Here is a 25,473-nt window from a genome sequence, read left to right as displayed (position 1 = left end):
ATCCGTCGCGACGTTTCATGCGGTGTTGAACGCGTGGGCGGCACTGCGATTCCAGCCCGCCACTGTCGCCGCTATGGCTGCCCACCCTACGGCAGGCCCGGATGACGCAAAAAACCGCCGGGCCTGACCAGCGAACGATTACCACGCCATCTTGTTCCACGTATTGTCCCCGACGACGCCGTCCACCCCCAGCCCCTTGGCGCTCTGGAAGCTGCGCACCGCGCTGTAGGTGGCCGGGCCGAAGCTGCCGTCCACGGTCAACCCGTAGCCGCTCTCGTTGAGCTGGCTCTGCACCGCGCGCACCTTGGCGCCGCTGTCGCCCTGCTGGGTGACGATGGTCAGCGCCGGCCAGGTGGCGTTGCCGACGATGCCGTCCGCGCCCAGGCCGTGCGAGGACTGGAAGTTCTTCACGGCGTTCTGGGTGGCGGTGTCGAAGCTGCCGTTCACCGTCAGCGAATAGCCCCATTGCTGCAGCAGGTACTGGATGGTGCGCACGCGCTCGCCGCTGTTGCCGTACTGGACCACCGGCCAGGACAGCGCGCCGCCGCCGCTGTCGCCGCCGCCGCCCGAGCCGCCCGCGACCAGGCTCTTGTAGCGCGGCCAGTCCCAGCCCGAGCCGGGATCGGTATGGGTCTGGCTCGCGTAGTTGACGTGGCCCTTGACGTTGTAGAGCGAGTCGGACGGCACCGCGTTCCAGCCGCCGCTGCCGTCGTAGACCTTTTGCGCCAGGCCGCGCGAGGCGAGGATGTCGCGGGTGAGGGCGGCGGAGGCGTTGTACATCGCCGTCGTGTACCAGGTGCTCGGGGCGTTGATGTAGCCTTCGTGTTCGATGCCGACCGTGTAGCCGTTGGAATTGCCGACGTGCCAGGCCTTGTCGGCCTCGCGCACCATCTGCGTGACCTGGCCGTCCGAGGAGCGGATCACGTAGTGGGCCGAGACGCCGGCGCTGCAGTTCTGGAACCAGGAGATCGAGCCGGCGTACGAGCCTTGCGTGGTGTGGACGGTCACGTGGGTGACCGAGGCCGTGCGCGAGGAGTAATTGCAGCTGGCAGCCGGGTTCCAGATTGCCGGCGGGTAGTCGGTCGAGGCGGCGGCGGGCAGGGCCTGCAGGCCGAGCGCAGCAAGGGTCAGGCCTGCCAACAGGCCCGGACGTAGAAACTTCGTGCTTTTTTTCATGGATGGGTCTCCGAATCGGATGGGCATGCGGCCGCTTATTGTTGTTTCGCGGGAGGATCGACGAAGTCCGGCGTCGAGATCTTCGGATCGGGCACCCCGGTCTCGACGGTGATTCGGCGCGCCGAGAGCTTCTTCAGCTTTTCCTTGCCGTAGGCTTTCTCCATTTCGACGTGGCGCTGGCCGACCTTGAAGTCGGCGCTTTCGCGGCCCTGGCGGATCGCGGTCAGGATTTCGTAGGTATAGATCTGGGCGATCTCGCGCTGCGGGATGCCGCTGTAGCGGGCCACGGCTTCTTCCCAGTCCTCGATCGGGAAATTGCGCGTCTTTTTCGCGCCGTACTGGGCGAGCAGGGCGGCCGCCGCCCGGATGTTGCTGCGCACGTCGGTGATGACGACCTCGGGCGAGACGCGGATCAGGGCCGCACCCTGCGTCAGCGAGGTGCCGAAATAGGTGTCGTTGCGCAGGCCCATGATGCCGTAGGTCGGCGGCATGCCGTGGTGCGGATCCGGCTCGATCTCGATTTCCGGCTCGCCGTTCTTCTTGAGCATGCCCTTCGGCACGTGCGAGCGCCAGCGCGTCTCGGCATAGGCGATCGATTCGAGCAGTTCGACCGGCACGTTGAACTTTTTCGAGGCTTCCTGGAAGTACTGCTTGTAGCGCTTGGCGGCGGCGCTCAGGTCGCGCGGCTGGCCATCGGCGAAAGCGGCGGGCGCGGCCGCGAGTCCGGCGCAGAGGGCGGCCAGAAGGCGTGCCTTGGTGGTGAATCGCATTTTCCTGTCTCCTGTTATGCGTTATGAAACCGTGGCGTTACGGTGCAAGCATCCGGCGACGGCCGACCTCATCCTTACCGGACGAATCGAGTATATGTATGTTTCTCGTATGCACTTTTGGCTGATGCGCTTTTGGGACTGTCATGCTCGATAGTTGACAAACCAGCCGCGCGGGAGCAGGAAATACCGGTAACGACGGTCATCGCGCCGGTGTGCGCGCGTGCGCAGTACAATATTGGATTCGTAATCTTTCCATAGAGACCACCATGGCCGTGAATTCCCCCCTGCCCGTCGCCGCCGACCTGAAGCCGGTCGCCGGTATCGAGATCGGTTTTGCCGAAGCCGGCATCAAGAAGCCCAACCGCAAGGACCTGCTGGTCATGAAGCTGGCCGAGGGCGCCACCGTCGCCGGCGTGTTCACCAAGAACCGCTTCTGCGCCGCTCCGGTGCAGGTGAGCAAGGCCAACCTGGCGGCCGTGACGAACGGCGGTGCGCCGATCCGCGCGCTGGTCGTCAACACCGGCAACGCCAACGCAGGCACCGGCGAGCCGGGCCTGGCCAATGCCCAGGCCACCTGCGCCGAAGTGGCGAAACTGCTCGGCTGCGATGCCCAGCAGGTGCTGCCGTTCTCGACCGGCGTGATCCTCGAACCGCTGCCGATCCAGAAGATCGTCGCCGGCCTGCCGGCCGCGGTCGCGAACCTGAAGGCGGACAACTGGTTCAACGCCGCCGAGGCGATCATGACCACCGACACCCAGCCGAAGGCGGCATCAACGACCGTCACCATCGGCGGCCACACGGTCACCATGACCGGCATCAGCAAGGGCGCCGGCATGATCAAGCCGAACATGGCGACCATGCTGGGCTACCTGGCATTCGACGCGAAAGTGGCGCAGCCGGTGCTCGACGAACTGGTGAAATACGCGGCCGACCGTTCGTTCAACTCGATCACCATCGACGGCGACACCTCGACCAACGATTCCTTCATGCTGGTCGCCACCGGCGCCGGCAGCCTGGAAGTCAATGCAGCCAGCGGCGCGGAATACGAAGCGCTGAAGGAAGCGGTCACCGACATCTCGCGCAACCTGGCGCAGCAGATCATCCGCGACGGCGAAGGCGCGACCAAGTTCATCACCATCACGGTGGAAGAGGGCCGCGACCTGGAAGAGTGCCGCAAGATCGCCTACGCGATCGCCCACTCGCCGCTGGTGAAGACCGCCTTCTTCGCCTCCGACCCGAACCTGGGCCGCATCCTGGCCGCGGTCGGTTACGCCGGCGTGGACGACCTCGACGTCACCAAGCTCGACCTCTACCTGGACGACGTCTGGGTCGCCAAGGCCGGTGGCCGCAACCCGGACTACCAGGAGGCGGACGGCCAGCGCGTGATGAAGCAGGCCGAGATCACCGTGCGTGTGAAGCTGGCGCGCGGCGACGCCACGGCCACCGTCTGGACCTGCGACCTGTCGCACGACTACGTCAGCATCAACGCCGACTACCGCTCGTAAGCCGATGACGCCGCTGGAACAGTTCCTGCAGCGGGCGGAAAGCCTGATGACGCGGCTGGAGGCGGTGCTGCCGCCCCCGCCGCGCGAGCCGGACTTCAGGCGCAGCTTCGCTTTCCGCTGGCGCAAGCGGGCCGGCGGCGTGGGCGGCGGCAATGCGTGGCTGCAGCCGGTCGCGCATGCCTCGGGCATCCGTTTCGAGGACCTGCAGCACGTCGACGCGCAAAAGCGCCAGATCGAGCAGAACACGCTCCAGTTCGTGGCGCGCCGCCCGGCCAACAACGTGCTGCTCACCGGCGCCCGCGGCACCGGCAAGTCGTCCCTGATCAAGGCTTGCCTGAACGGTTTCGCAACCGAAGGCCTGCGCCTGATCGAGGTCGACAAGGCCGACCTGGTCGACCTGCCCGACATCGTCGACCTGGTGGCGGGCCGGCCCGAACGTTTCGTGATCTTCTGCGACGACCTGTCGTTCGAGGAAGGCGAGGCGGGCTACAAGGCGCTGAAGGTGGCGCTCGACGGCAGCGTCGCGGCGCAGTCGGACAACGTGCTGATCTACGCGACCTCGAACCGGCGTCACCTGATGCCTGAGAAGATGTCGGACAACGCCGGCTACAGCCATGGCGAGGACGGCGACCTGCATCCGGGCGAGACCGTGGAAGAGAAGATCTCGCTGTCCGAGCGCTTCGGGCTGTGGTTGTCGTTCTACCCCTTCCGCCAGGACGATTACCTCGGCATCGTCGCGCACTGGCTGGCCAGCTTCGGCTGCACCCAGGAGCAGATCGAGGCCGCGCGGCCGCAGGCGCTGCAATGGGCGCTCGGGCGCGGCTCGCGTTCGGGACGGGTGGCGTGGCAGTTCGCGAAGGATTACGCGGGCAAGCTGCCTGGCGCGGCTGAGCGACCGTAAACTATCGACGCGTGGACGGGAGACCCGTCCACCCTACATCCTGGTTGCAGGATTTGCCACGAAATGTACTGAAGGGACGTAGGGTGGACGGCTCCGCCGTCCACGCGTTCGACCGGCCCGTGCATCCCGCGTTGTAAGCGGCATCCGCAGCACACCGTGGTTCGTTCAATAACGCCTTTGCCATCCCATGAGCAAAGCTTATCCTCGCGCACGTTTTTCTATCGGCTCTACGCAACAGCCATGACTCCCTACGCCCCAGCCTGGCGTACAATATCGGGTTTTCCGGACGGGACAATCGAATGCAGGAAGCGAAGGCCAAGCCGATCGATGTGGCGGTCGGGATCGTGATGCGCCCGAACGGCGACGTGCTGCTGGGCCAGCGTCCGGCGGGTAAGCCGTATGCCGGGTATTGGGAATTTCCAGGCGGGAAGGTCGAGCCGGGCGAAGCCATCTTTGCCGCCCTGCAACGCGAATTCGTCGAGGAACTGGGCATCGAGATCCTCGCTGCCGATCCATGGTGCTGCATCGAACACGTCTACGAGCACGCCCATGTGCGGCTCCATTTTTTCATCAGCCGCGACTGGCGCGGCGAACCGCAAAGCCTGGAAGGCCAGGCCTTTGCGTGGCAAGGGGCAGTCGGCCTTACCCCGCTGCTGCCCGCAACCATCCCCTTGCTGGCCTGGCTCGATCAGCTGCGCTACGCAAGGTAAAAAAGCAGTCAACCCATCTGTTGAAGGACTCCTGTGAAAATCATCGTCTTGGGTAGTGGTGTCATCGGCACCACCACGGCGTATTACCTGGCCCAGGCAGGGCACGACGTCACCGTCATCGACCGCCAGCCGGGCGCCGGCATGGAAACGAGCTACGGCAACGCGGGCGAGATCTCGCCCGGCTACGCTTCCCCGTGGGCAGGCCCCGGCGTGCCCGCGAAGGCCGTGAAATGGCTGATGATGCAGCACAGCCCGCTCGTGGTGCGTCCGCAGCTCGACATGGCGCAGTGGCGCTGGATGCTCTCGATGCTGGCCAACTGCAATCACAAGAGCTACCAGATCAACAAGGGCCGCATGGTGCGCCTGGCCGAGTACAGCCGCGACGTGCTGGTCCAGCTGCGCCGCGACACCGGCATCGCCTACGACGAGCGCAGCCAGGGCACCCTGCAGCTGTTCCGCACCCAGCAGCAGCTCGACGGCGCCGCCACCGACATCGCCGTGCTCGAGCAGTACGGCGTGCCGTACGAGGTGCTGGACCCGGCCGGCTGCGAGCGCTACGAACCGGCGCTGGCCAAGGTACGCGGCAAGTTCGTCGGCGGCCTGCTGCTGCCGAACGACGAGACCGGCGACTGCTTCAAGTTCACCCAGAAGCTGGCCGAGATGGCCAAGGCGCTGGGCGTGAAGTTCCGCCACGGCGTCGAGATCAAGCGCCTCTCCAGCGAAGGCGACCGCATCACCGGCGTGGTGACCTCGCAGGGCGAGCTGAAGGCCGACAGCTTCGTGATGGCGCTGGGCAGCTACTCGCCCTTCATCCTGAAGCAGATCGGCATCAAGATCCCGGTGTATCCGGTCAAGGGCTATTCGATCACCGTGCCGATCACCGACGCCGCCGGCGCGCCGGAATCGACCGTGATGGACGAGACCTTCAAGGTCGCCATCACCCGCCTGGGCGAGCGCATCCGCGTCGGCGGCACCGCCGAGCTGGCCGGCTTCGACCTGCGCCTGCACCAGGCGCGCCGCGACACCCTGGAGCACTCGGTGACCGACCTGTTCCCGCAGGGCGGCGACGTCTCGAAGGCGGAATTCTGGTGCGGCCTGCGCCCGATGACCCCGGACGGCACCCCGGTGGTCGGCCCGACCCCGTTCCGCAACCTGTTCCTGAACACCGGCCACGGCACCCTGGGCTGGACCATGGCCTGCGGCTCGGGCCGCGTGCTGGCCGACATCGTCTCGGGCCGCCAGCCGGAGATCGGCCTGGAAGGCCTGTTCATGGACCGCTACGGCAGCGTCAACAAGCCGGTGCAGGTGCCGGGCGGGATCGTCGTCACGGCTTGATTGGCCAGGTCGGCGCTCGTAGGGTGGGCACGCCGTGCCCACGCGTTACGGGCGCATCCCTGCACCGTTGACCGCGGCAATTCTCCCGCCAGCTTAACGCGTGGGCAGTGGGGCTGGCTAAATGCCAGCACCACAAAGCGCCCACCCTACGTGTCATGGCTAGCTGAAAATCCGCCGCTCCCTGCGCAGGCGGCGCCGTTCTTTCCAGTCGCGCCACGCGCGTTTCGGATCGCTGCAATCCGCGCATTGGCAGGCATCGCACAGGCAATCCGCATCCCGCCATGACACGTCGGGGACATTGCAAGGCAAGTCCGGCACGCAGCCGGCGTCGCAGTCGCAGGGCACGCAATCGCCGCGCTGGTGATGGAGGACCGGATTGCGCACCCGAATCCGGCTGCGGTAAGTGTCGCCGCACACCCGCAAGCGCCGCCGCAGCAGCGCGAGCCCGGTCCACAAGCCGAAGCGTTCGATCACGCGGTAGCCATGGACCGAGCAGCTGCCGCGCCCGGTCGCACAGCGATAGGCGCAAGAAAATCCTTTATGCGGGGAGAGATGGCGCTGGTAGCCGCGGATCGCAGACAGGGCTAGCCCGACGAGCAATCCGGAGCGGCGCGCCAAGGTCAGTGCTGGTCGTCGAGCGGGTTATCCTGCGCCTCGGTGGGCGCGGAACCCGGGATGGAATACTTCTCTTCGGCCCAGGCGCCCAGGTCGATCTGCTTGCAGCGTTCCGAGCAGAACGGGCGATACTTGTTCGCTGGCGTCCATTCGACTTTCTTGCCGCAGGTGGGGCAGGCTACAACGGTCATGGTCTTACGATTCAAAAATTACAGAGGGTCAGCTCGAACGGCACGTCTTCTTCCAGCGATTTCGGCTTGAGGTCACCGTCCTGGGTGGTGAAGCGTACCCACAGCATGTATTTGTTGGCCGAAATTTCCGGGATCGCGCCCAGCGATTCGTCCAGGCCCAGGCGCAGCATGTGGTAGATCTTACCTTGCAACATCTGCTGGTAGTTGCCGCCGACGGCGATCAGCTTGGTCGGCCGGCCCGAGTCGCGCAGCAGGCGCAGCACCAGGGCGAGGGCGTCGAACAGCGGCGCGAGCGGCCCGAACCACCCCATGATGTCGGCATGGCGTTGCTCCGCCGGGCGTTTCTGCCAGGCGTAGTATGAGGGTAAATCGAATTCGCAGGCGCCGCCGGGGATGATCGTGCGGCCGCGGATGCTCATCAGCCATTCGTTGTCGCGCACGTTCTGGCCGGTGCGGCCCTGGGCGCTGCCGAGGGCACTGCTGACCTGGTCGAGTTCGGCGAGAATGGCGTCCAGTGCTTCCGGGGCCACGTTGGGGTTGCTGCGGTAGGTCAGCAGGCTTTGTTTCTGGCGCTCGAGTTCCTGCAGCAGGTCGGACTTCAGGTCGGCGCGGCCGGCCACTTCCAGCATGTCGAAGATCGTCGCGAGGGCGACGTGGTGCTGCATCGGGTGTTCCTGGTGCACAAAGAACTTGAACTTCTCGTACAGGTCTTCCAGCCGCAACAACGTGCGAATCCGCTCGTTGAAAGGATATTCGTAGACGATCAAAGTGACATTCCTCTGAATGTGGGCTGGCGGGCAACTTCGTGATTCTGAACCATGCGAAGCAAAATTACAAACCCGGAATTGTAGAAGCCGCCATGCGGCGCGCTTCGTCGAGATAAAAAGCGTGCAGGCGCTCGACCTGGGGCCGCAGGGCGTCCAGGCCGTCGTCGTTGACGACCACGTCGTCGGCCGCCGCCAGGCGCTGCGCGCGCGTGACCTGGGCCGCCATGATGGCGCGCACCTGCTCTTCGCTCAGGCCGTTCCTGGCCATGACCCGCGCCACCTGCATCTCTTCCGGACAGTCGATGGCCAGCACCCGCGCGACGCGGCGGGCCCAGGTGCCGGACTCGATCAGCAGCGGCACCACGAAGATCACGTAAGGGCCGCTGGCGATTGCCGCGGCCGCCGTCGTCGCCTCGCGGATGCGCGGATGCAGGATGGCTTCCAGGCGGGCGCGCGCTCCGGGGTCGGTGAAAACCAGCTGGCGCATCCTGGCGCGGTCGAGCGCGCCCTCGGGCGTGGCGAAGTCCGCGCCGAACTCGGCCAGCAGGGCGGGCATGGCGGCGCCCTGGGGCGCGGTGAGCGCGTGGGCGATCTGGTCGGTGTCGACGATCGTCGCGCCGAGCGCGCCGAACATGTCGGCCACGGTCGTCTTGCCGCAGCCGATGCCGCCGGTCAGGCCGACCGAGAAGGAGGGGTGCGCGGTGTCCATCGCGGTTTCCATCGCAGTTTCCATGACTAGCCGGCGATATAAGCCTGGAACGCGGCCGTGATCCGCTCGCCCCAGAGCAGGGCGATCAGGCCGGCCGCCGCCAGGTAAGGACCGAAGGGAATCGGGTTGTCGCGCCCGCGCTTGGCGACCACGATCAGGCCGATGCCCACGAACGCGCCGACCACCGAGGACAGCAGGATGATGGTCGGCAGCATCGCCCAGCCGAGCCAGGCGCCCAGGGCGGCGAGCAGCTTGAAGTCGCCGTAGCCCATGCCTTCCTTGCCGGTGACGAGCTTGAACAGCCAGTACACGGCCCACAGCACGAGGTAGCCGGCCGCCGCGCCGATCACGGCATCCTGCAGCGGCACGAAGGTGCCGTTGATGTTGATCAGCAGGCCGGCCCACAGCAGCGGGTAGGTCAGGTCGTCCGGCAGCAGCTTGGTGTCGTAGTCGATGCAGGTCATCGCGATCAGCAGGTAGGCGAACAGCAGCGTGCCCAGGCCGGCCAGGCCGGAACCGAAGGTCCAGACCAGCAGGCCGGAGATCAGGCCGGTGACCAGCTCGACGACCGGGTAGCGCGGCGAAATCGGCGCCTTGCACTTGCGGCACTTGCCTCCCAGGACCAGCCAGCTGACGACGGGGATGTTTTCCATGGCCGTGATCTGGTGGCCGCAATGCGGGCAGGCGGAACGGGGCACCATCAGGTTGTAGCGGTCGGTGTGCGGCAGTTCCTTGCCGCTCTCGTGCGCCACGTAGTTGTCCGACTCGCGCTGCATCATCTTCGGGATGCGGTGGATGACGACGTTCAGGAAGCTGCCGATCAGGAGCCCGAACAAGGCGGCGACGAGGGTAGGGCCGAGCGAGGCGGGGGCGGCGAAGAGAAGAGTTTCCAAAAGCGGGCTTCCGATAATAAGAGAATGGTTCTCCAGAACAACCTATTCTAGGGGTTTTCGGGGTTTCTTGAAATGCGTCGTTTTGCCTTGAAGATCATAGGAAAATCTGCGCGAGATCATTTGTTGATTTGACGTGGCGATTTGACAACTGGATGAGTATTGGTTGCAGAAATTTTTAACCAATGTGCATAGGGGCGCGTAGTATTGACAGACCAGCCATGCGGCCAACGACGACTTGATCGCGCATTGTCGTGTTGACGGCGTCTGTTCGATTGCGGTACGTGTTTTCAAGCTCCCTGGAGGCGGCATGGCGACTCAAGACGAAATCGACCCTGTCCTGGTAGAGCGTTTCGCGCATGGCAACGGCACCGTTTTCGTCGGCGCCGGCATTTCGCTCGGCGCCCGCCTGCCGTCCTGGAGCAAGCTGATGTCGCCCTTGCGGGCCGACCTTGGATCCGCCGTCGGTCCCAACACCAGCTATCTCGATGTCGCCGAGCTCTACGAGGTCAAGCACAGCCGGTCGGTACTGGTGCAATACCTGAAGGAACGCCTTGGCGACGTCCGCTTCCAGTTGACCAGGACCCATGAACTCATCGTCGGCTTGCCGGTCCAGCGCATCTACACGACCAATTTCGACACCCTGCTCGAACAGGCCTCGCAGAAGCGGCAGATCAACCGCAACGTCATTTTCAACGCTTCCCAGGTCGGTTTTTCCGACACCTCGACGCTCTCGATCGTGAAGTTGCACGGCGACCTCAGCGATCCTGAATCGATCGTCATCAGCGCGCGTGACTTCTACAGCTATTTCGGCAGGAACCCGGCGGTGGCCGACCTGTTGAAAGTGGAGCTGCAGACCCATACCGTCCTGTTCCTGGGCTACAGTTTCAGCGATCCGAACCTGGGTATGATTCTCGGCAACGCGGCGAACCAGTCCGGGGCGGTGCGTCCGCTGCTCTACAGCCTGCAGCTCAAACCCAGCGAACTGAGCGTGCGCGCCATGAATGCGCGCGGCGTGAAAGTGATCGCGCTCGATGTCGACTCGGGCACGTCGGATGCCGATTCCGCCGTCGAGGACTGGCTCCGGCGCTTCCGCCAGAGCCTGATCTCGTTCGAGCGCAGGAAGCACAGTTTCCCGGCCGGCGCGGTAAGCGAGCGCGAGCGTTCGCTGCCGGCCTATCGCAAGCATGCGGTGCGCCGCAATGCCATGCTCGAGCGGATCAAGGCCGGGCTGTCGTCGGATTTCCGGGTCGTCATGGTGAAGGGCGCGGCGGGCATCGGCAAGACCCAGCTGGTGGCGGAGGCCGTGGCCGACTGCGTCCATCCGCCGGGCACCTACATGCTCGACGATGCCTTCGAACAGATCATCTGGATCCGCAGCACGGTCGACGCGGGGCCGGTCGGACACAGCCTGGAGCGGATTTTCGAAACCATCGCGGCGGGCGCGGACACCTCCCTCTACAACCTGCCCGACCGCGAACAGCGCAACAAGAAGAACCAGTCGCGCATCAATGCGCTGTTGCAGGAGCGCCGGCTCCTGATCGTGATCGAGGACTTCGAGGATCCGGCCGGCGTTCCCGGTTGTCCCTCCCAGGTCGCCGGCAAGGCCGCCGGAGCGGGCACGCAGCGCCGGCCGGCCGAGCATTTCAGGGAAATCCGGGCCTGGCTGGAAAACGCCGGCCCGTATGCCAACCCGAAGAGCCGCATTGTCGTCATCTCGCGCAGCGCCATCGTTGCCGGCTTCGTCGTCGAGGTATGCCGGCTGGACGAGGACGAGGCCCAGGAACTGCTGCGCGAACAGGCGCGCAGCCTGCTCCTGAGGCGCCATTGTCCGGAGTTTGGCGAGCAGTCGGCCAGGGAGCTGCTCAGGATCGCCGGCGGCAATCCGCAGGCGGTGAAGTGGGCGCTCTGCCTGTGCAACCGCGAGGGCGGACACAAGCAGCTCGAGCGCCTCGCCTGCCTGGCGGGCGAGGAAAGCGACGTCGTCTTCGACGCGCTCGTGGGCGAGATCATGCGCGCGCTCGACGCGGCGGGCCGGGAGGTGGTCATCGCCATGATGGTGTTCCCGAGCGAGGAATGGATCGCGGCCGAGCTGCTCCAGGCGGCCCTGAGCCGGCAGGCGCAGGATACCGGTGGGCGCAACGCGACGAGAAAGGTCATGCTGGGATGCGTCAGGTTCGGCATGCTGGAGTACGACGCCGGCAAGGATGCCTACCTGATGCACCGTACCACCAGGGAAGTGCTGCAGCGCGGTGGCGTGACCGTCTTCGAACTGGACCAGGTGAAAACGCGCCTCGCGGCCTACCTGCTGCGCTTCCTGAAGAACGTGATCCGCAACCCCGACGTTCCCGAGGTGTACTGGAACGCGCTGGTCAGGGATGACATGAGCAAGGTCGACCCCTGGTGGCCGACGATCGACGCCCTGGTGCGCTGGAGCGGCGAGTGCCGGCGTGCGGCGCGCTTCGCGCTGCTCCTCGTGCATTACATGGACAGCCGCTTCCTGAACAGCCAGCGCCTGGCCTGCATCGAGAGCGCGCTGCAGGCGAAAGCGCCGCTGAAAAGGCGCACGCGTGCGCTGTTGCACATCGACGCGCTGGCATGGACCTTCATCGAGGAAAACCGTCAGGCGGAAGCCAGGGCCCAGCTCGAGGCAGGCGAGAAGCTGCTCGAGGACGGGGGCGACGAGGACCTGCACGCGCTGGCGGAGGCCTGGCGCGCGCGCCTCGACATCGTCGACAGGCGAATCGGCGAGGCGCACCGCCACATCGCCGAAGCCATGGCGTATGCCAACACGCCCTTCTGCAAGCAACGGCCCTGGATCCTGGCGCGCGTGGAGATGATGGCCGGGGATGTCGCACTCATGGGCGGCAACGCGGAATCGGCGCGCGACCATTACCTCGCATCGGCCGCGCATGCCGACTTGTACGGCGGCGAAGGGGACGGTTACCAGACCAATCCGCGCATCGGACTTGCCCTGATGGAGATCCTCGACAAGGAGAAGCAGCCCGACAAGGAATCCATGAAAAGCGCCAGGCGTATCTTCGAGAGACTGGTCGAGAACGGTGATGTCGCCACCGGCCGCCTGTATGGCCAGTACGGCCTGGCCCTGATCGCGGCGCGCGAGAACGCCTCGCGCGAGGCCATCCGCCAGCTCGAGCAGATCATGCGCGAGATCCGCCGCCGCAGCACCGGCAACGTGCTGCTCGGCCTGGCGGAGAAAAGCTACCAGCAGATTCTCGACGCCAGCCATGGCGGCTAGCGCGCCTGGCATCGGGTCCTCGTAGCGGTCCACGCAAACGGAGGCAATCATGTTCGATTCCGCAATCCTCGACACCGCCATCGGCGTCATCTTCGTGCTGATTCTGTTCAGCACCGTCTGCGCCGCCGTGCGCGAATCGATCGAAAGCATCCTCAAGACGCGCGCCTCCTACCTCGAGTACGGCATTCGCGAGCTGCTGGCCGACAAGGGCGCCGGCGGCCTGGTCGAGAAGCTCTACAACCATCCCCTGGTTGCCGGATTGTTCGCCGGCGACTACCGGCCGCCCACATCCGGCACCCGTTCGGTGTCCGACTGGAAGCGCCGCAACCTGCCTTCGTACATCCCGGCCAGGAACTTCGCGACGGCGCTGATCGACATGGCCGCACGGGGGCAGGTCGGCACGCCCCCGCCGGCCGGGCCGCCCGGCAAGATCGACCTGGACGCGATCAGGAAGACGGTATCGACACTCCAGAACGACAGGGTGGAGCGCGTGTTGCTCAATGCGATCGACCTGGCCGAGGGCGACATCAACCAGGCCGTGGCGAACCTCGCCGCCTGGTTCGACAGCGGCATGGGCCGCGTGTCCGGCTGGTACAAGCGGCTGAGCTCGCGGATCATCTTCGTCCTGGCCCTGGTGCTGGCCCTGATCCTGAACATCGACCTGCTCAGGATCAGCCGCGAGCTGTACGGTAACGACGAGCAGCGCGCGATGCTGGTCGCGTACGCGCAGAGCAGCGTGGCCGACCCGGCGTTTGTCGAGAAGCGCCAGCAGGCCTTCCAGCACTTGCAGGACAAGGAATTTCCGGTCGGTTGGGACCAGGCCCAGCTCGACCGGCTGGCGCGGGTGACCGGACAGACCGGCGACTACGCGCCAGGCACTTTCGTGGACATGCTGGTATGGCTCGTGGGCTTCCTGTTCACGGCCTTTGCCGCCACCCTGGGCGCGCCCTTCTGGTTCGACGTCCTGAACAAGGTGATGGTCATCCGCGCCACGGTCAAGCCGCACGAAAAGAGCAGGGAAGAGCGTTCCCAGGACAACCACTGACACGACAGGGGCGGCCTGGGAATGAAGACGGGGGAGTGGATCGATCGAGGGAGACGGAAATGGGACATGCCGATGTAGCGAAAATCCAGCAGGCGCTGGTCAATGCCGGGTTCTTCCCGGGTGTCGTGGACGGCGTCTGGGGCAGGCGCACCATCGACGCGGTGCGCGAGTTCCAGGAGAGCGAAGGGCTGCTGGTGGACGGCATCGTCGGGCCACGGACGATGTCGCGGCTGTTCCGCGGCGACCTGCCGCGCCTGAGCGCGCCGCTGCTGCCGTGGATGGCGCAGGCCCAGGGCCTGCTCGGCACCAGGGAGGGCAGGGGCGGGCTCAACAATCCGCTGATCCTGGACTGGGCCGATGACCTCGACCTGCACTACCCGGGCGATAACATCGCCTGGTGCGGCCTGTTCGTGGCGCACTGCATCGGCGCCGCCATGCCGGAGGAGATCCTGCCGAACAATCCGCTCGGCGCCCGCGAATGGATGAAGTTCGGCGATCCGACGTCGCCGCGCTACGGCGCCGTCATGGTGTTCTGGCGCGAGAAGCGGGAAGGCTGGAAGGGCCACGTGGGCTTCTACAGCGGCGAGTCGAGCGACGCCTACCGTATCCTCGGCGGCAACCAGAGCGACAGCGTCTCCCAGGCCTGGATCGCCAAGGAGCGCCTGCTGAAAGCCCGCTGGCCGCGCACCGCGGTCTCGCTCGGCGGCGGGGCGGCGATCGTCGAGCTCGAACGGACCGGGGAGCTGTCGACCGCGGAGGCTTGACTATTGCGCTGCAGGCCGCCCTGTCGGCGGTGAAGCGTGCGGCAAGCGCCGTCGCCGCACGCGCATGCGCGTCGCCCTATAGAATGGGCGGGGCACAGTACATCACCGGACAACCGACATGAAAATATCCCAACGCGCCCAGGCCATCGATCCCTTCTTCGCCATGGAGTTCGGCAAGCATGCCGCCGCCCTGGAAGCGCAAGGCCACCACGTGATCAAGCTCAGCCTGGGCGAGCCCGACTTCGGCCCGCCGCCCGCCGTGCTGGAGGCGGCGCGCACGGCGGTGGACGGGGCATTGCCGTACACCGGCGCGCTCGGCACCGCGGCCCTGCGCGCGGCGATCGCCGGCTTCTACCAGCGCGAGCATGGGATCGCGATCGCGCCGAACCGGATCGTCGTCACCGCCGGTGCATCGGCGGCGCTGCTGCTGGTCACCGCCGCGCTGGTCGACGCCGGCGACGAAGTGATCGTGGGCGATCCTTCCTACCCCTGCAACCGCCAGTTCCTCAGCAGCTTCGGCGCCCAGGTGAAACTGGTCGCGACCGACGCCGACTCCCGCTTCCAGCTCAGCAGCGACAGCGTGCGCGCCAACTGGACGCCGCAAACGAAGGGGCTGATGATCGCCACGCCCTCGAACCCGACCGGCACCTCGGTGCCGCCCGGCGAGCTGCGCGCGATCTGCGACTGGGCGCGCGAGCACGGCGCCTGGCGCATCGTCGACGAGATCTACCTGAACCTGGGCGACCGCGACGGCGCCGGCCGGCCGCCGCAGACGGTGCTGGCGGCCGACGACGGCGCCATCGTCATCAACAGCTTCTCGAAGTATTTCGGCATGACCGGCTGGCGCCTCGGCTGGGCCGTCGTGCCCGAGGTGCTGGTGCCGACCATGGAACGCCTGGCCCAGAACTACTATATTTGCGCCTCGACCCTGTCGCAGCAGGCGGCGCTGGCCTGCTTCACGCCGGAATCGCTGGCCGTGTGCGAAGAGCGGCGCGTCGAGTTCGCCCGGCGCCGGGCGCTGGTGCTCGATGGCCTCGCCGGCATCGGCCTGCCGGTGCCGGTGCCGCCGGACGGCGCCTTCTACGTGTATTTCGACGTCAGCGGCACCGGCCTGAGTTCTTGGCAGTTCTGCGAGCGCGTGCTGGAGGAAACCCACGTGGCGCTGACGCCCGGCAAGGACTTCGGCCATTGCGGCGCGGACCGCTACGTGCGCCTGTCGTACGCCGCCAGCGCCGACAGCCTGCGGGAGGCGATCCGGCGCCTGGGCGGCTTCATGGCGCGCCTGGGGGGCGAGGCAGGCTAGGAGACCTTCGCCCTCGACAGCCCGGAGCGCCAGAGCCCCGATCAAGGCAGGCGGCGATGGCGCCGGCGGATCGTCGTCAATGTATCGGGATGTCGTCATGGTCTTCTCGTCTTTCCGGAATCGCCGCCGCCTGTTTCATTCGCATCCGCGCCTGATGATCGCGCTGGTCGCCGGCCTGCTCTGCGGGGCCGCGTTGCCCGGGCAATGGGGGATTACCGCGCAGGCCCTGACAGGCTGGAACACGGCAGTCTGGATCTATCTTGCCCTGATGGGCTGGCAAATACTGCGCGGGGACGTGCACACGATCAGGCGCTTTGCCGAACAGGAAGATGCGAATGCCATCTTCACGCTCGCCGTGATGTCGTTCGGCGCCGTGATCAGCCTCGCGGCGATTGTGGTGGAGCTCGCTTCGGCCAGGAGCGTGAGCGGGCAGTATCGCGCGTTGCACTATCTGCTGACGGCGACGACGGTGATCGGCTCCTGGTTGCTGGTGTCGGTCATGTACAGCTTCCATTACGCGAATCTTTATTACCGTTCCCAGGCCGGCGACAAGCCCTTGCGCTTCCCCGACGAGTTGCCGGAACCCGGATATTGGGATTTCCTGTACTTCTCTTTCACGATCGGCGTCGCTGCCCAGACGGCCGACGTCAGCGTCATGACGACGCCGGCGCGCAAGATCGTGCTGGCGCAGTCCGTGCTGTCGTTCATCTTCAATGCGGCGATCATCGGCATGTCGATCAATATCGCCGCTGGGGTCATCGGCGCAAGTTGATCGTGGAAGCGCTGGAAGGAGCGCCCGGGCAATCGAGTGGTGCGCCACGTTTTTACATGAGGTGTATCGTGACCCGATCGGCGTCGATTCGCGCCTGATGCACGTGTTCAGGGAGCAAGGTGGAGGTCATCGTGGCCACGCAATCGAGCTCGAGGGGATTTCTCGACATTCTCAGCCTGCTGTTCACCGCGCTCACGGGGCTGTATCTGCTGATCGGCGGCGCATGGCTGCTCTCGCTTGGCGGATCGGCGTACTACGTCGTGGCCGGCGTGGCGCTGCTTGGCGTGACCTGGCTGCTGTACCGCCGCCGCCCCGGGGCGCTTGCGCTCTATGCACTCGTGCTGGTCGGTACGGCCATCTGGTCGTTGTTCGAATCGGGGCCTGATTTCTGGGCGCTCGCGCCGCGCTCTGGGGTGCTGGTCATTTTCGGCGTATGGCTGCTGCTGGTGAGCCTGCGCCATGCGCCGAGAAACAAGCTTGACATCGGCTGGCTGCTGGGCGCGCTCCTGATCTGGGCCGGCGTCCTGGTCCATGCGTCCTTCAACGATCCGCAGACCGTCGACGGCTCGCTCGCCGCCGCCACCGCCACGCCCGCCGGGAACGAGAACGCCAACGCCAACGCCGATGCCATCGCGCCTTCCGAGTGGCCGGCCTATGGCCGCACCCAGGAGGGGACGCGCTACTCGCCGCTGCGGCAGATCACACCGGAGAATGTGAAGAACCTGCGGGTGGCCTGGATCTTCCGCACGGGCGACATGAAAGGGCCGAACGATCCCGGCGAAATCACCGACGAGGTCACGCCGATCAAGATCGGCGATCTGCTCTACCTGTGCTCGCCGCACCAGATCCTCTTTGCCCTCGACGCGAAGACGGGCACGCTCAAGTGGAAATTCGATCCGCAACTGAAGACCGATCCGACCTTCCAGCACGTGACCTGCCGCGGCGTGTCGTATCTCGATCTCGCGCCCACCGCCGCGCCGGCGCCCGCCGATGCGGCCTGCACGCGCCGCATCTACCTGCCTGTCAACAACGGTCATCTCTACGCGCTCGACGCGCTCACGGGCGAGCGCTGCGCGGACTTCGCCAACCGCGGCGATCTCGACCTGCAGCCCGGCATGCCGGTGACGAACCAGAGCAGGAACATGTACATGCCGACGTCGCCGCCGGTCGTCACCGACAGGGTGATCGTCGTGGCCGGTTCGGTGGAAGACAACTACTCGACGCGCGAGCCCTCGGGGGTGATCCGCGGCTACGACGTCCGCACCGGCGCCTTCCTGTGGGCCTTCGATCCGGGTGCGAAAGACCCCAACCGGGTCCCGGGCCCGGGCGAGCACTATTCGTGGAATTCGCCGAACTCATGGGCGCCCTCCGCCTACGACAAGACACTCGACATCGTCTACGTGCCGATGGGCGTGGGGACGCCGGACATCTGGGGCGGCAACCGCACGCCCGAGCAGGAACGCTATGCCAGCGGCCTGCTCGCGCTGCATGCGTCGACCGGCAAGCTGGCCTGGTTTTACCAGACGGTACACCATGACCTGTGGGACATGGACCTGCCTTCGCAACCGACCCTCGTCGACATCCCCGACAAGAACGGCAACATCGTGCCCGTCGTCTACGTGCCGACGAAGACCGGCAACCTGTTCGTGCTCGACCGCCGCACCGGCGCGCTGGTCGTGCCCGCGCCCGAGAAACCGGTGCCGCAGGGCGCGGCGCCGGGCGACCGCGTCTCGCCGACCCAGCCGTTTTCGGAACTCACCTACCGCCCCACGAAGCTGCTGACGGACGCCGACATGTGGGGCGCGACCATGTACGACCAGCTGATGTGCCGCATCATCTTCCACCAGTTGCGCTACGAAGGCACCTTCACGCCGCCCTCGATCCAGGGCACGCTGGTCTTCCCCGGCAACCTGGGCATGTTCGAGTGGGGCGGCCTTGCCGTCGACACCGACCGCAAGATCGCCATCGCCAACCCGATCTCGCTGCCCTTCGTCTCGCGCCTGGTGCCGCGCGGCCCGGACAACCCGGCGGAGCCGAAGCCGGGCACGAAGAGCGGCGGTTCCGAGCTGGGCCTGCAGACGCAATACGGTACGCCGTTCGGCGTGACGCTCAATCCCTTCCTCTCGCCGCTCGGCCTGCCGTGCAGGCAGCCGGCATGGGGCTACATCTCGGCGATCGACCTGCGGACCCACCAGATCGTGTGGAAGAAGCGGATCGGCACGACCCGCGACAGCGCGCCGGTCCCGCTGCCGTTCAAGGTGGGCATGCCGATGCTGGGCGGGCCGATCGTCACGGGAGGCGGTGTGGCATTCATCGGCGCGACGGCCGATAACTACCTGCGCGCGTTCGACGTGAAGGACGGCGCCCAGCTGTGGGAGGCGCGCCTGCCGGCCGGCGGCCAGGCCACACCGATGAGCTATTCGGCCGGCGGCAAACAATATGTCGTGATCGCCGCGGGCGGACACGGCTCGTTCGGCACCAAGCTCGGCGACTACGTGATCGCCTATGCGCTTCCCTAGTAGGGAGGGCGCGGCGCGGATGAACTCCGGCGCCGCGACGCCACTCCAATGGTGCATGTGCCACCAGAGCGAATCGGCCTTCGAACATGGCAAAGCACAACCGGCTCATGTGTTTGCGGCGCTGCCTGGCGGGGCTCGGCGCCGTTGTCGCGGCAATGTTTGCCGTGGGCGCGGCCGAGGCCCAGGCCGATGACATCGCAACCAGCCCTTACCTGTCGGGGGATTGGGGCGGCCAGCGCCAGCAGCTGGCCGCACGGGGCGTGGTCTTCAATCTCGGCTACGGCAGCCAGCTGGCCCACAACGTCAGCGGCGGCACCGACCGGCTGACGCGCTACACGGACCAGTGGGAGTTCGGCGCCACGCTGGACCTGGACAAGCGCTGGGGCTGGCAAGGAACGACCTTCCAGTTCACCATGACCGACCGCAACGGACGCAATCTCGGCGCGGACGCCAGGATCGGCAACAACATGCTGATACAGGAAGTCTACGGGCGTGGACAGACCTGGCACCTGACGCAGATGTGGCTGAACCGGAAACTCCTCGACGAGCGCCTGGAACTCAAATTCGGCCGCATGACCGTCGGCGAGGACTTCTTCAGTTTTTCCTGCGACTTCCAGAACCTCACGTTCTGCAGCGCCCAGCCGGGCAACCTGGTCGGCAGCTACTGGGTCAACTGGCCAACCAGCCAGTGGGCCGCGCGCGTCAAGTACCACACCGCAGGCAACAGCTACCTGCAACTCGGGGTGTACCAGGTCAACCCGAAGTACGTGGATGACGACTATGCGCGCCACAACGGCTGGAAGCCGAACAACCCGAGCGGCACGACCGGGGCCTTGATCCCGCTGGAAGCTGGCTGGCAACCGCGCTGGCGCGGCCTGCCCGGCATCTACAAGATCGGCGCCTGGTACAACACCTCGAACGGCGACGACCTGTATCTCGACGTGAACAGCAACCCGCGTGGCCTGACCGGCCTGGGCCCGCTCGAACGAAGCGGCCAGTACGGCGCCTACCTGAGCTTGCAGCAGCAGGTCACGGGCACCGCGAATGGCCGCGGCGCGACGGTCTTCCTGAACTTCACCCAGGCCGATCGCAACACGGCGCAACTGGACCGCCAGCTCGCGATCGGGGTGCAGTACAAGGGCCCCTTCGAAGATCGACCACAGGATTCCCTCGGCCTTGCCGTGGGCGCGACCCATAACAACGGGCGCTACGCTGATTTTGTAAATCAGAACAATAGCCGTACCGGCGGGAATACCGTCGCCGCCGGCAGCGACGAGTATGTAGGCGAGCTGTACTACGCGTGGACGCCGGTGCCCTCGGTATCCGTGCGCCCGAATGTGCAGTACATCCGGCATCCGGGCGGGACGACGCGTAACGATGACGCCTTTGTGATTGGCTTGAAAACGATCGTTACGTTTTAGGCGGTATGCCGCGAACGCGGACCAAATCGGGCGGCGCCGGCGCGGCAGGAATGATCAGGCGGCGGCCCCGTCGGATATCTCCCACCGTTCGGGCTCCGGGCAGTACAGGGCCATCACGGCCTTGGCCACGCGCGCCGGGACGTGCGGGTCGGGCGCCAGCGGCGGCTCATCATCATCGTCCGCACTGCCCGTCGGGTATGACAGCGGTAGGCCAGGGGAATGGACAGCGGCCCAGTTGCGTTCGGCGAGCGCGGCGACGATGCGTTCGCGGTGCTCCCGGCGCCAGGGTGCGGGTGCCAGGCGGCCGTCCGGCATCCACCACGCCAGGTCCACTTCGATACACAGTTCGTCGTCCTGCCAATGCGGGGCGTACACCGCCGGCCGCACGGCGGCAATCTGGATCTGAATGCCCAAGCCGTGCGTCGACAAGTGCACCCGGCGCGGATCTAGTCCCTCTAGATACTGAATCAGTGCCCACCGGAAGTCACGATGCAACTGGCCGAACACGCGGATGCCTTCCAGCCTGCGCCGTACGACCATGCCACGGAAGAAGCGTGCGACCGGCACGTAGTCGCGCGGATGCGCGGGGGCGACGTGTCCTTCGACGTCGACGATGTCGGCCCTCTCCATCGCCAGGCGCCGCAGGTCGCTCCAGACCCAGTCGGCATTGAACTCATTTAATACCGCTTTCCTGAACTCGTCGCCGGTGCGCGCCAGCGCGAAAAACCGGCAGGCGCTCAAGCCGAAGTAATTGAGTTCCTGCGCACGGTCCGGCGTATATTCGAAATAGTGCAGCTCTACCAGGTAAGCATGTGCCGCGCGGCGCAGGACGATCTTCCTGCCGCCTTGCGGGTGCCACTTCAGCAGCGCGTCGAGTGGGTCATGCCAGCCCGACGGCGGTCGGTCGACGATGTAGCCGTCGATGTCGCCGCCGATTGCGAGCTGCGCCGGGAAATGCTGTCGCGGTTCCCCAGACGGCATGACGCCCTCGTACAGCCAGTTGTGCGGCAACTGCCGTTCCACCTCGTCGCGTCCGGGTGGAAGCTGCAGGTCTTCGACGGTCGTGCCCAGGATCGCGGCCAGCCGGTGCGCCGTGGCCAGGCTCGTGCGTGCCCCCTTCTTGATGCGGTGGATGGTCTTTTCGCTCAGGCCGACGGCGTGAGCCTTGATCGGCCCGCCGGCCTCGGCGATGCGCAGGCGGACCTTGTCGGGATTCAGCTGGATAGTGTCTTTCGGCATCGGCTCGTTCCCGGCCCTCATCGTCCGTCGCCGGCCTTGCCGTTGCGGGCCGCCGCGCGCGCTGCGCGGGCTGCGAAATCGTCTTTTGACACCGTACCCTTGTCTTTCATCGTGCGGCTCTGAATGGCCGGGGCGCGGTCCTGCGTCATCGGGGTCTTGCCGGCTGCGGCCCTGCCCACGCCCGCCTTTGTCTGCTTCGTCATGCTTTCCTCCATACGTTGATCGGTACTGGAGGAACGATAAGGCAGCACCACTGTCCAGTCACGTCCTCGATTGGGACATATTCGGACATGCCCCCGACGCCAGGTAGGCAGAGTAGCGACGGAGGCCTTATGGGTTGTGATCGGACGCTGACATCGACCTGTACTTTAAGATTAATGTCGAACGGTAAGCAATACCTGTATCCCAACAGTCATAAGCTACATTAGCCACCGAAGACAGAGGTAGAGCTACTGCGAGCTACGTGAGAACTTCTGTGAATTCGCCGCGAAGTTTTCTAAGACACTGCGAAGTATTCTGAGAGCCTACACCTTGCACGTTTACACCACCGACCCCAGCTTGAAGATTGGCAGATACATCGCCACCACCAGTCCCCCGATCAGCACCCCCAGGATCACCATGATCAAGGGCTCCATCAGCGACGACAGGGCGCTGACGGCCTCGTCGACTTCTTCCTCGAAAAAGTCCGCCACCTTGCCCAGCATCGAATCGAGCGCGCCGGATTCCTCGCCGATGGCGACCATCTGGGTCACCAGGCTGGGGAAGACGTTCACGTTCTGCATCGCCACCGTCAGGCTGGTGCCGGTGCTGACTTCGAGCTGGATGCGCTTGGTGGCGTCCAGGTAGACGTTGTTGCCGGAAGCGCCGCCGACCGAGTCGAGGGCTTCGACCAGCGGCACGCCGGCCGCGAACATGGTCGACAGGGTGCGCGTCCAGCGTGCGATGGTGGCCTTGCGGATCACGTCGCCGAAGATCGGCAGGCGCAGCAGGATGCGGTCCATCGCCTGCTGCATCTTCAGCGAGCGGCGCCAGGACTGGAAGAAGAAGTAGATGGCGCCGATGATCGAGCCGAAGATCACGTACCACCATTGCACGAAGAATTCCGAGATCGCCATCACGACCAGGGTCGGCGTCGGCAGGTCGGCGCCGAAGCTGGAGAACACGGACTTGAAGGCCGGGACCACCCAGATCATGATGATGGCGGTGACGATGAAGGCGATCGCCAGGATCGCGATCGGGTAGGTCAGGGCCGACTTGATCTTCGATTTCAGCGCCAGCGTCTTCTCTTTGTAGACGGCCAGGCGGTGCAGCAGTTCTTCCAGGATGCCGGCCTGTTCGCCGGCGCCGACCAGGTTGCAGAACAGCGGATCGAAGTAGCGCGGGTACTTGCGGAAGGCGTTGTTCAGGCTGGTGCCGGTCTCGATGTCCGAGCGCAGGTCCAGGATCAGCTTCGACATCGACGGGTTCGCGTGGCCCTTGCCGACGATGTCGAAGGACTGCAGCAGCGGCACGCCGGCCTTCATCATGGTCGCCAGCTGGCGCGTGAACATGGTCAGGTCCTTGTCGGTGATCTTGCGCCCGGAGCGGTAGATCTTCTTCTTGACCTTGGTGACCATGATGCCCTGGCGGCGCAGCGTCACGTTGACGATCGCCTCGCCGCCGGCGCGCAGTTCGCCGCGCACCGTCTTGCCGGTCTTGTCCTTGCCTTCCCAGGCGTAGACCGATTCCTTGACCTGCGCGCCGCGGCCGCGGGTGGTGGGGAGGGAGGTAGCCATATGAATCCTGTTTATTCGTTGGTGCAGCCGAACACTTCTTCGAGGCTGGTCAGCCCCTGTTTCACTTTCAGCAGGCCCGAGCGGCGCAGCGAGTTCACGCCTTCCTTCTCGGCCTGGGCGGCGATCTGCATCGAATTGCCGTGCGCGAGGATCAGGGCCTCGATCGCCGGGGTGATCGGCATGATCTGGTAGATGCCGACTCGCCCCTTGTAGCCGGAGCCGAGGCAGCGTTCGCAGCCGACCGGGCCGTAGGGTTTCCAGTCGCCTTCCAGGTCGCTCTCGCGGTAGCCGGCCTCGATCAGGGCGTCGCGGCTCATCTCGAGCGGCTGCTTGCAGCTGCACAGGCGGCGCGCCAGGCGCTGGGCGGTGATCAGGATGACCGAGGAGGCGATGTTGAATGGCGCGACGCCCATGTTCATCAGGCGCGTGAGCGTGGAGGGCGCGTCGTTGGTGTGCAGGGTCGAGAACACCATGTGGCCGGTCTGCGCGGCCTTGATCGCGATGTCGGCCGTTTCCAGGTCGCGGATCTCGCCGACCATGATGATGTCCGGGTCCTGGCGCAGGAAGGATTTCAGGGCCACCGGGAAGGTCAGGCCGGCCTTTTCGTTGACGTTCACCTGGTTCACGCCGGGCAGGTTGATCTCGGCCGGGTCTTCCGCGGTCGAGATGTTGATGCCGGGTTTGTTCAGGACGTTCAGGCAGCTGTACAGCGACACCGTCTTGCCCGACCCGGTCGGGCCGGTCACCAGCACCATGCCGTAGGGGCGCGAGATCGCGTCCAGCAGCAGCGTCCTCTGGTCCGGGTCGTAGCCGAGCGAATCGATGCCCATCTGCGCCTGGGTCGCGTCCAGGATACGCATGACGGTCTTTTCGCCGAACAGCGTGGGCAGCGTGCTGACGCGGAAGTCGATGGTGCGCGTCGGCGACAGGATCAGGCGCATGCGCCCGTCCTGGGGCACGCGCTTTTCCGAGATGTCGAGCTTGGCCAGGACCTTGATGCGCGAGACCAACTTGTCGCGGATCGACAGCGGCGGCATCGCATGGTCGCGCAGCACGCCGTCCACGCGCATGCGGATGCGGTAGTGCTTCTCGTAGGGCTCGAAGTGGATGTCCGAGGCGCCCAGGTTCACCGCGTCCAGCAGGATCTTGTTCAGGAAGCGCACGATGGGCGCGTCCTCGACCTCGTTGGCCGCTTCCGGCGTGGGCGCCGCCGCTTCCTCTTCGGCGAACTCGATCTCGCCTTCTTCGCCGGCCAGTTCGGCCAGGCTCTGCTCGGCGCCCTTGGCCAGGTTCGCCAGCAGGTTCAGCAAGGCGTCGTGGGCCACGATCACCGGCTCCACCGCCGCCTCGCTCTGGAACTTGATCTGGTCCAGCGCCTGGGAATTGGTCGGATCGGAGATCGCCACCGACAGCCGGTTGCCGCGCTTGGCCAGGGCCACCACGCGCTGGGCCGCCATCAGTTTGGCATCGATGGCGCCGGGCGGCAGCGCGTCGAGGCTGAAGCTGGACAGGTCGAGCAGGGGATAACCGAAGGTCTCGGCGCAGAACACGGCCAGCGCGGCGGCGTCGATGGTGCCTCCGACCACCAGCGCGTCGATGAAATGGGTGCGCTCGGCCGCCGCCTTCTTTTGCAGCGCGTCGGCCTGGGCGCCGCTCAAGCGTCCGGCCTGGACCAGCGCGCGCGCCAAACCCGACATCGGTGTGCCTGAAGTCGCGTTCGGAAGGACTGCTGCCATATGCGCCGTGCTGTCGAAGGAAGGGTAACAAGGCCGCGCGGGGGCCTGGACCACGCGGGGGGAACTCCTCG

At 65.9% G+C, this 25,473-nt stretch carries 22 protein-coding genes; 11 read left to right on the top strand and 11 right to left on the bottom strand.

All coding sequences use genetic code 11. The features are described 5' to 3' along the window. Positions 1-138 precede the first annotated feature (138 nt). Positions 139-1,176 carry a peptidoglycan-binding protein gene (locus tag RT688_RS05095; RefSeq protein WP_313703766.1) on the bottom strand — a complete coding sequence of 346 codons (1,038 nt, stop codon included), beginning with the start codon at positions 1,174-1,176 and terminating at the stop codon, positions 139-141. A gap of 35 nt (positions 1,177-1,211) precedes the next feature. Beyond that, a complete protein-coding gene (locus RT688_RS05090) occupies positions 1,212-1,946 on the bottom strand; it encodes a transglycosylase SLT domain-containing protein (protein ID WP_313703765.1) in 735 nt (244 codons plus the stop codon). A 266-nt stretch (positions 1,947-2,212) separates the two neighbouring features. On the opposite strand from RT688_RS05090, the gene argJ reads away from it, so the two are divergent. From argJ to RT688_RS05070, 4 genes are all read left to right on the top strand, one after another. Beyond that, on the top strand, positions 2,213-3,451 hold the full coding sequence (gene argJ, locus RT688_RS05085; protein ID WP_313703764.1) for a bifunctional glutamate N-acetyltransferase/amino-acid acetyltransferase ArgJ: 1,239 nt from the start codon (positions 2,213-2,215) through the stop codon (positions 3,449-3,451). Positions 3,452-3,455: 4 nt separating this feature from the next. Next, entirely contained in the window at positions 3,456-4,352 is an 897-nt protein-coding gene (locus tag RT688_RS05080; protein WP_313703763.1) for an ATP-binding protein, read from the top strand. Between the two features lie 299 nt (positions 4,353-4,651). Continuing rightward, the gene (locus RT688_RS05075; protein WP_313703762.1) at positions 4,652-5,062 is read left to right on the top strand and encodes an NUDIX domain-containing protein; all 411 of its coding nucleotides are present in this window, start codon (positions 4,652-4,654) and stop codon (positions 5,060-5,062) included. Between the two features lie 33 nt (positions 5,063-5,095). Further along, positions 5,096-6,397, top strand: a complete 1,302-nt coding sequence (locus RT688_RS05070; protein WP_313703761.1) for a D-amino acid dehydrogenase — start codon at positions 5,096-5,098, stop codon at positions 6,395-6,397. 159 nt (positions 6,398-6,556) lie between these two features. Here the strand turns inward: RT688_RS05070 and yidD are convergent, their stop codons facing one another. From yidD to RT688_RS05045, 5 genes are all read right to left on the bottom strand, one after another. Then, positions 6,557-6,997 carry a membrane protein insertion efficiency factor YidD gene (gene yidD / locus RT688_RS05065; protein ID WP_313703840.1) on the bottom strand — a complete coding sequence of 147 codons (441 nt, stop codon included), beginning with the start codon at positions 6,995-6,997 and terminating at the stop codon, positions 6,557-6,559. Positions 6,998-7,017: 20 nt separating this feature from the next. Further along, the gene (yacG, locus tag RT688_RS05060; RefSeq protein ID WP_313703760.1) at positions 7,018-7,203 is read right to left on the bottom strand and encodes a DNA gyrase inhibitor YacG; all 186 of its coding nucleotides are present in this window, start codon (positions 7,201-7,203) and stop codon (positions 7,018-7,020) included. Between the two features lie 11 nt (positions 7,204-7,214). Further along, the gene (gene zapD / locus RT688_RS05055; RefSeq protein ID WP_313703759.1) at positions 7,215-7,970 is read right to left on the bottom strand and encodes a cell division protein ZapD; all 756 of its coding nucleotides are present in this window, start codon (positions 7,968-7,970) and stop codon (positions 7,215-7,217) included. Between the two features lie 64 nt (positions 7,971-8,034). Next, entirely contained in the window at positions 8,035-8,691 is a 657-nt protein-coding gene (gene coaE, locus RT688_RS05050; RefSeq protein ID WP_313703758.1) for a dephospho-CoA kinase, read from the bottom strand. Between the two features lie 14 nt (positions 8,692-8,705). Next, on the bottom strand, positions 8,706-9,572 hold the full coding sequence (locus RT688_RS05045) for an A24 family peptidase (protein ID WP_313703757.1): 867 nt from the start codon (positions 9,570-9,572) through the stop codon (positions 8,706-8,708). Positions 9,573-9,879: 307 nt separating this feature from the next. On the opposite strand from RT688_RS05045, the gene RT688_RS05040 reads away from it, so the two are divergent. The 7 genes from RT688_RS05040 to RT688_RS05010 all read left to right on the top strand — a co-directional run bounded on the left by RT688_RS05040 (position 9,880) and on the right by RT688_RS05010 (position 20,652). Then, complete coding sequence (locus tag RT688_RS05040) at positions 9,880-12,828, top strand: SIR2 family protein (protein ID WP_313703756.1); 2,949 nt, start codon at positions 9,880-9,882, stop codon at positions 12,826-12,828. A gap of 49 nt (positions 12,829-12,877) precedes the next feature. After that, positions 12,878-13,873, top strand: a complete 996-nt coding sequence (locus RT688_RS05035; RefSeq protein ID WP_313703755.1) for a hypothetical protein — start codon at positions 12,878-12,880, stop codon at positions 13,871-13,873. A gap of 59 nt (positions 13,874-13,932) precedes the next feature. Beyond that, entirely contained in the window at positions 13,933-14,637 is a 705-nt protein-coding gene (locus tag RT688_RS05030; protein WP_313703754.1) for a TIGR02594 family protein, read from the top strand. A gap of 118 nt (positions 14,638-14,755) precedes the next feature. Then, on the top strand, positions 14,756-15,940 hold the full coding sequence (locus RT688_RS05025) for a pyridoxal phosphate-dependent aminotransferase (RefSeq protein WP_313703753.1): 1,185 nt from the start codon (positions 14,756-14,758) through the stop codon (positions 15,938-15,940). A 97-nt stretch (positions 15,941-16,037) separates the two neighbouring features. Next, positions 16,038-16,712 (top strand): DUF1345 domain-containing protein, encoded by a 675-nt coding sequence (locus tag RT688_RS05020; protein WP_313703752.1) that lies wholly within the window; start codon positions 16,038-16,040, stop codon positions 16,710-16,712. A 131-nt stretch (positions 16,713-16,843) separates the two neighbouring features. Beyond that, positions 16,844-19,231, top strand: a complete 2,388-nt coding sequence (locus RT688_RS05015; RefSeq protein ID WP_313703751.1) for a glucose/quinate/shikimate family membrane-bound PQQ-dependent dehydrogenase — start codon at positions 16,844-16,846, stop codon at positions 19,229-19,231. A gap of 86 nt (positions 19,232-19,317) precedes the next feature. Next, the gene (locus RT688_RS05010) at positions 19,318-20,652 is read left to right on the top strand and encodes a carbohydrate porin (RefSeq protein ID WP_313703750.1); all 1,335 of its coding nucleotides are present in this window, start codon (positions 19,318-19,320) and stop codon (positions 20,650-20,652) included. A 54-nt stretch (positions 20,653-20,706) separates the two neighbouring features. Here the strand turns inward: RT688_RS05010 and RT688_RS05005 are convergent, their stop codons facing one another. The 4 genes from RT688_RS05005 to pilB form a co-directional block, all read right to left on the bottom strand. Further along, positions 20,707-21,891 carry a helix-turn-helix transcriptional regulator gene (locus RT688_RS05005; RefSeq protein WP_313703749.1) on the bottom strand — a complete coding sequence of 395 codons (1,185 nt, stop codon included), beginning with the start codon at positions 21,889-21,891 and terminating at the stop codon, positions 20,707-20,709. 17 nt (positions 21,892-21,908) lie between these two features. Beyond that, positions 21,909-22,094 carry a hypothetical protein gene (locus tag RT688_RS05000; protein WP_313703748.1) on the bottom strand — a complete coding sequence of 62 codons (186 nt, stop codon included), beginning with the start codon at positions 22,092-22,094 and terminating at the stop codon, positions 21,909-21,911. Between the two features lie 336 nt (positions 22,095-22,430). Beyond that, complete coding sequence (locus RT688_RS04995; protein WP_313703747.1) at positions 22,431-23,666, bottom strand: type II secretion system F family protein; 1,236 nt, start codon at positions 23,664-23,666, stop codon at positions 22,431-22,433. A gap of 11 nt (positions 23,667-23,677) precedes the next feature. Next, on the bottom strand, positions 23,678-25,363 hold the full coding sequence (gene pilB / locus RT688_RS04990; RefSeq protein ID WP_313703746.1) for a type IV-A pilus assembly ATPase PilB: 1,686 nt from the start codon (positions 25,361-25,363) through the stop codon (positions 23,678-23,680). Positions 25,364-25,473: the final 110 nt, after the last annotated feature.

The organism is Massilia sp. (assembly GCF_032106685.1).
GTDB lineage: Bacteria > Pseudomonadota > Gammaproteobacteria > Burkholderiales > Burkholderiaceae_D > Telluria.
Note: the sequence above shows the minus strand (reverse complement) of the source record. Positions and strands in the feature narration are given on the sequence as shown.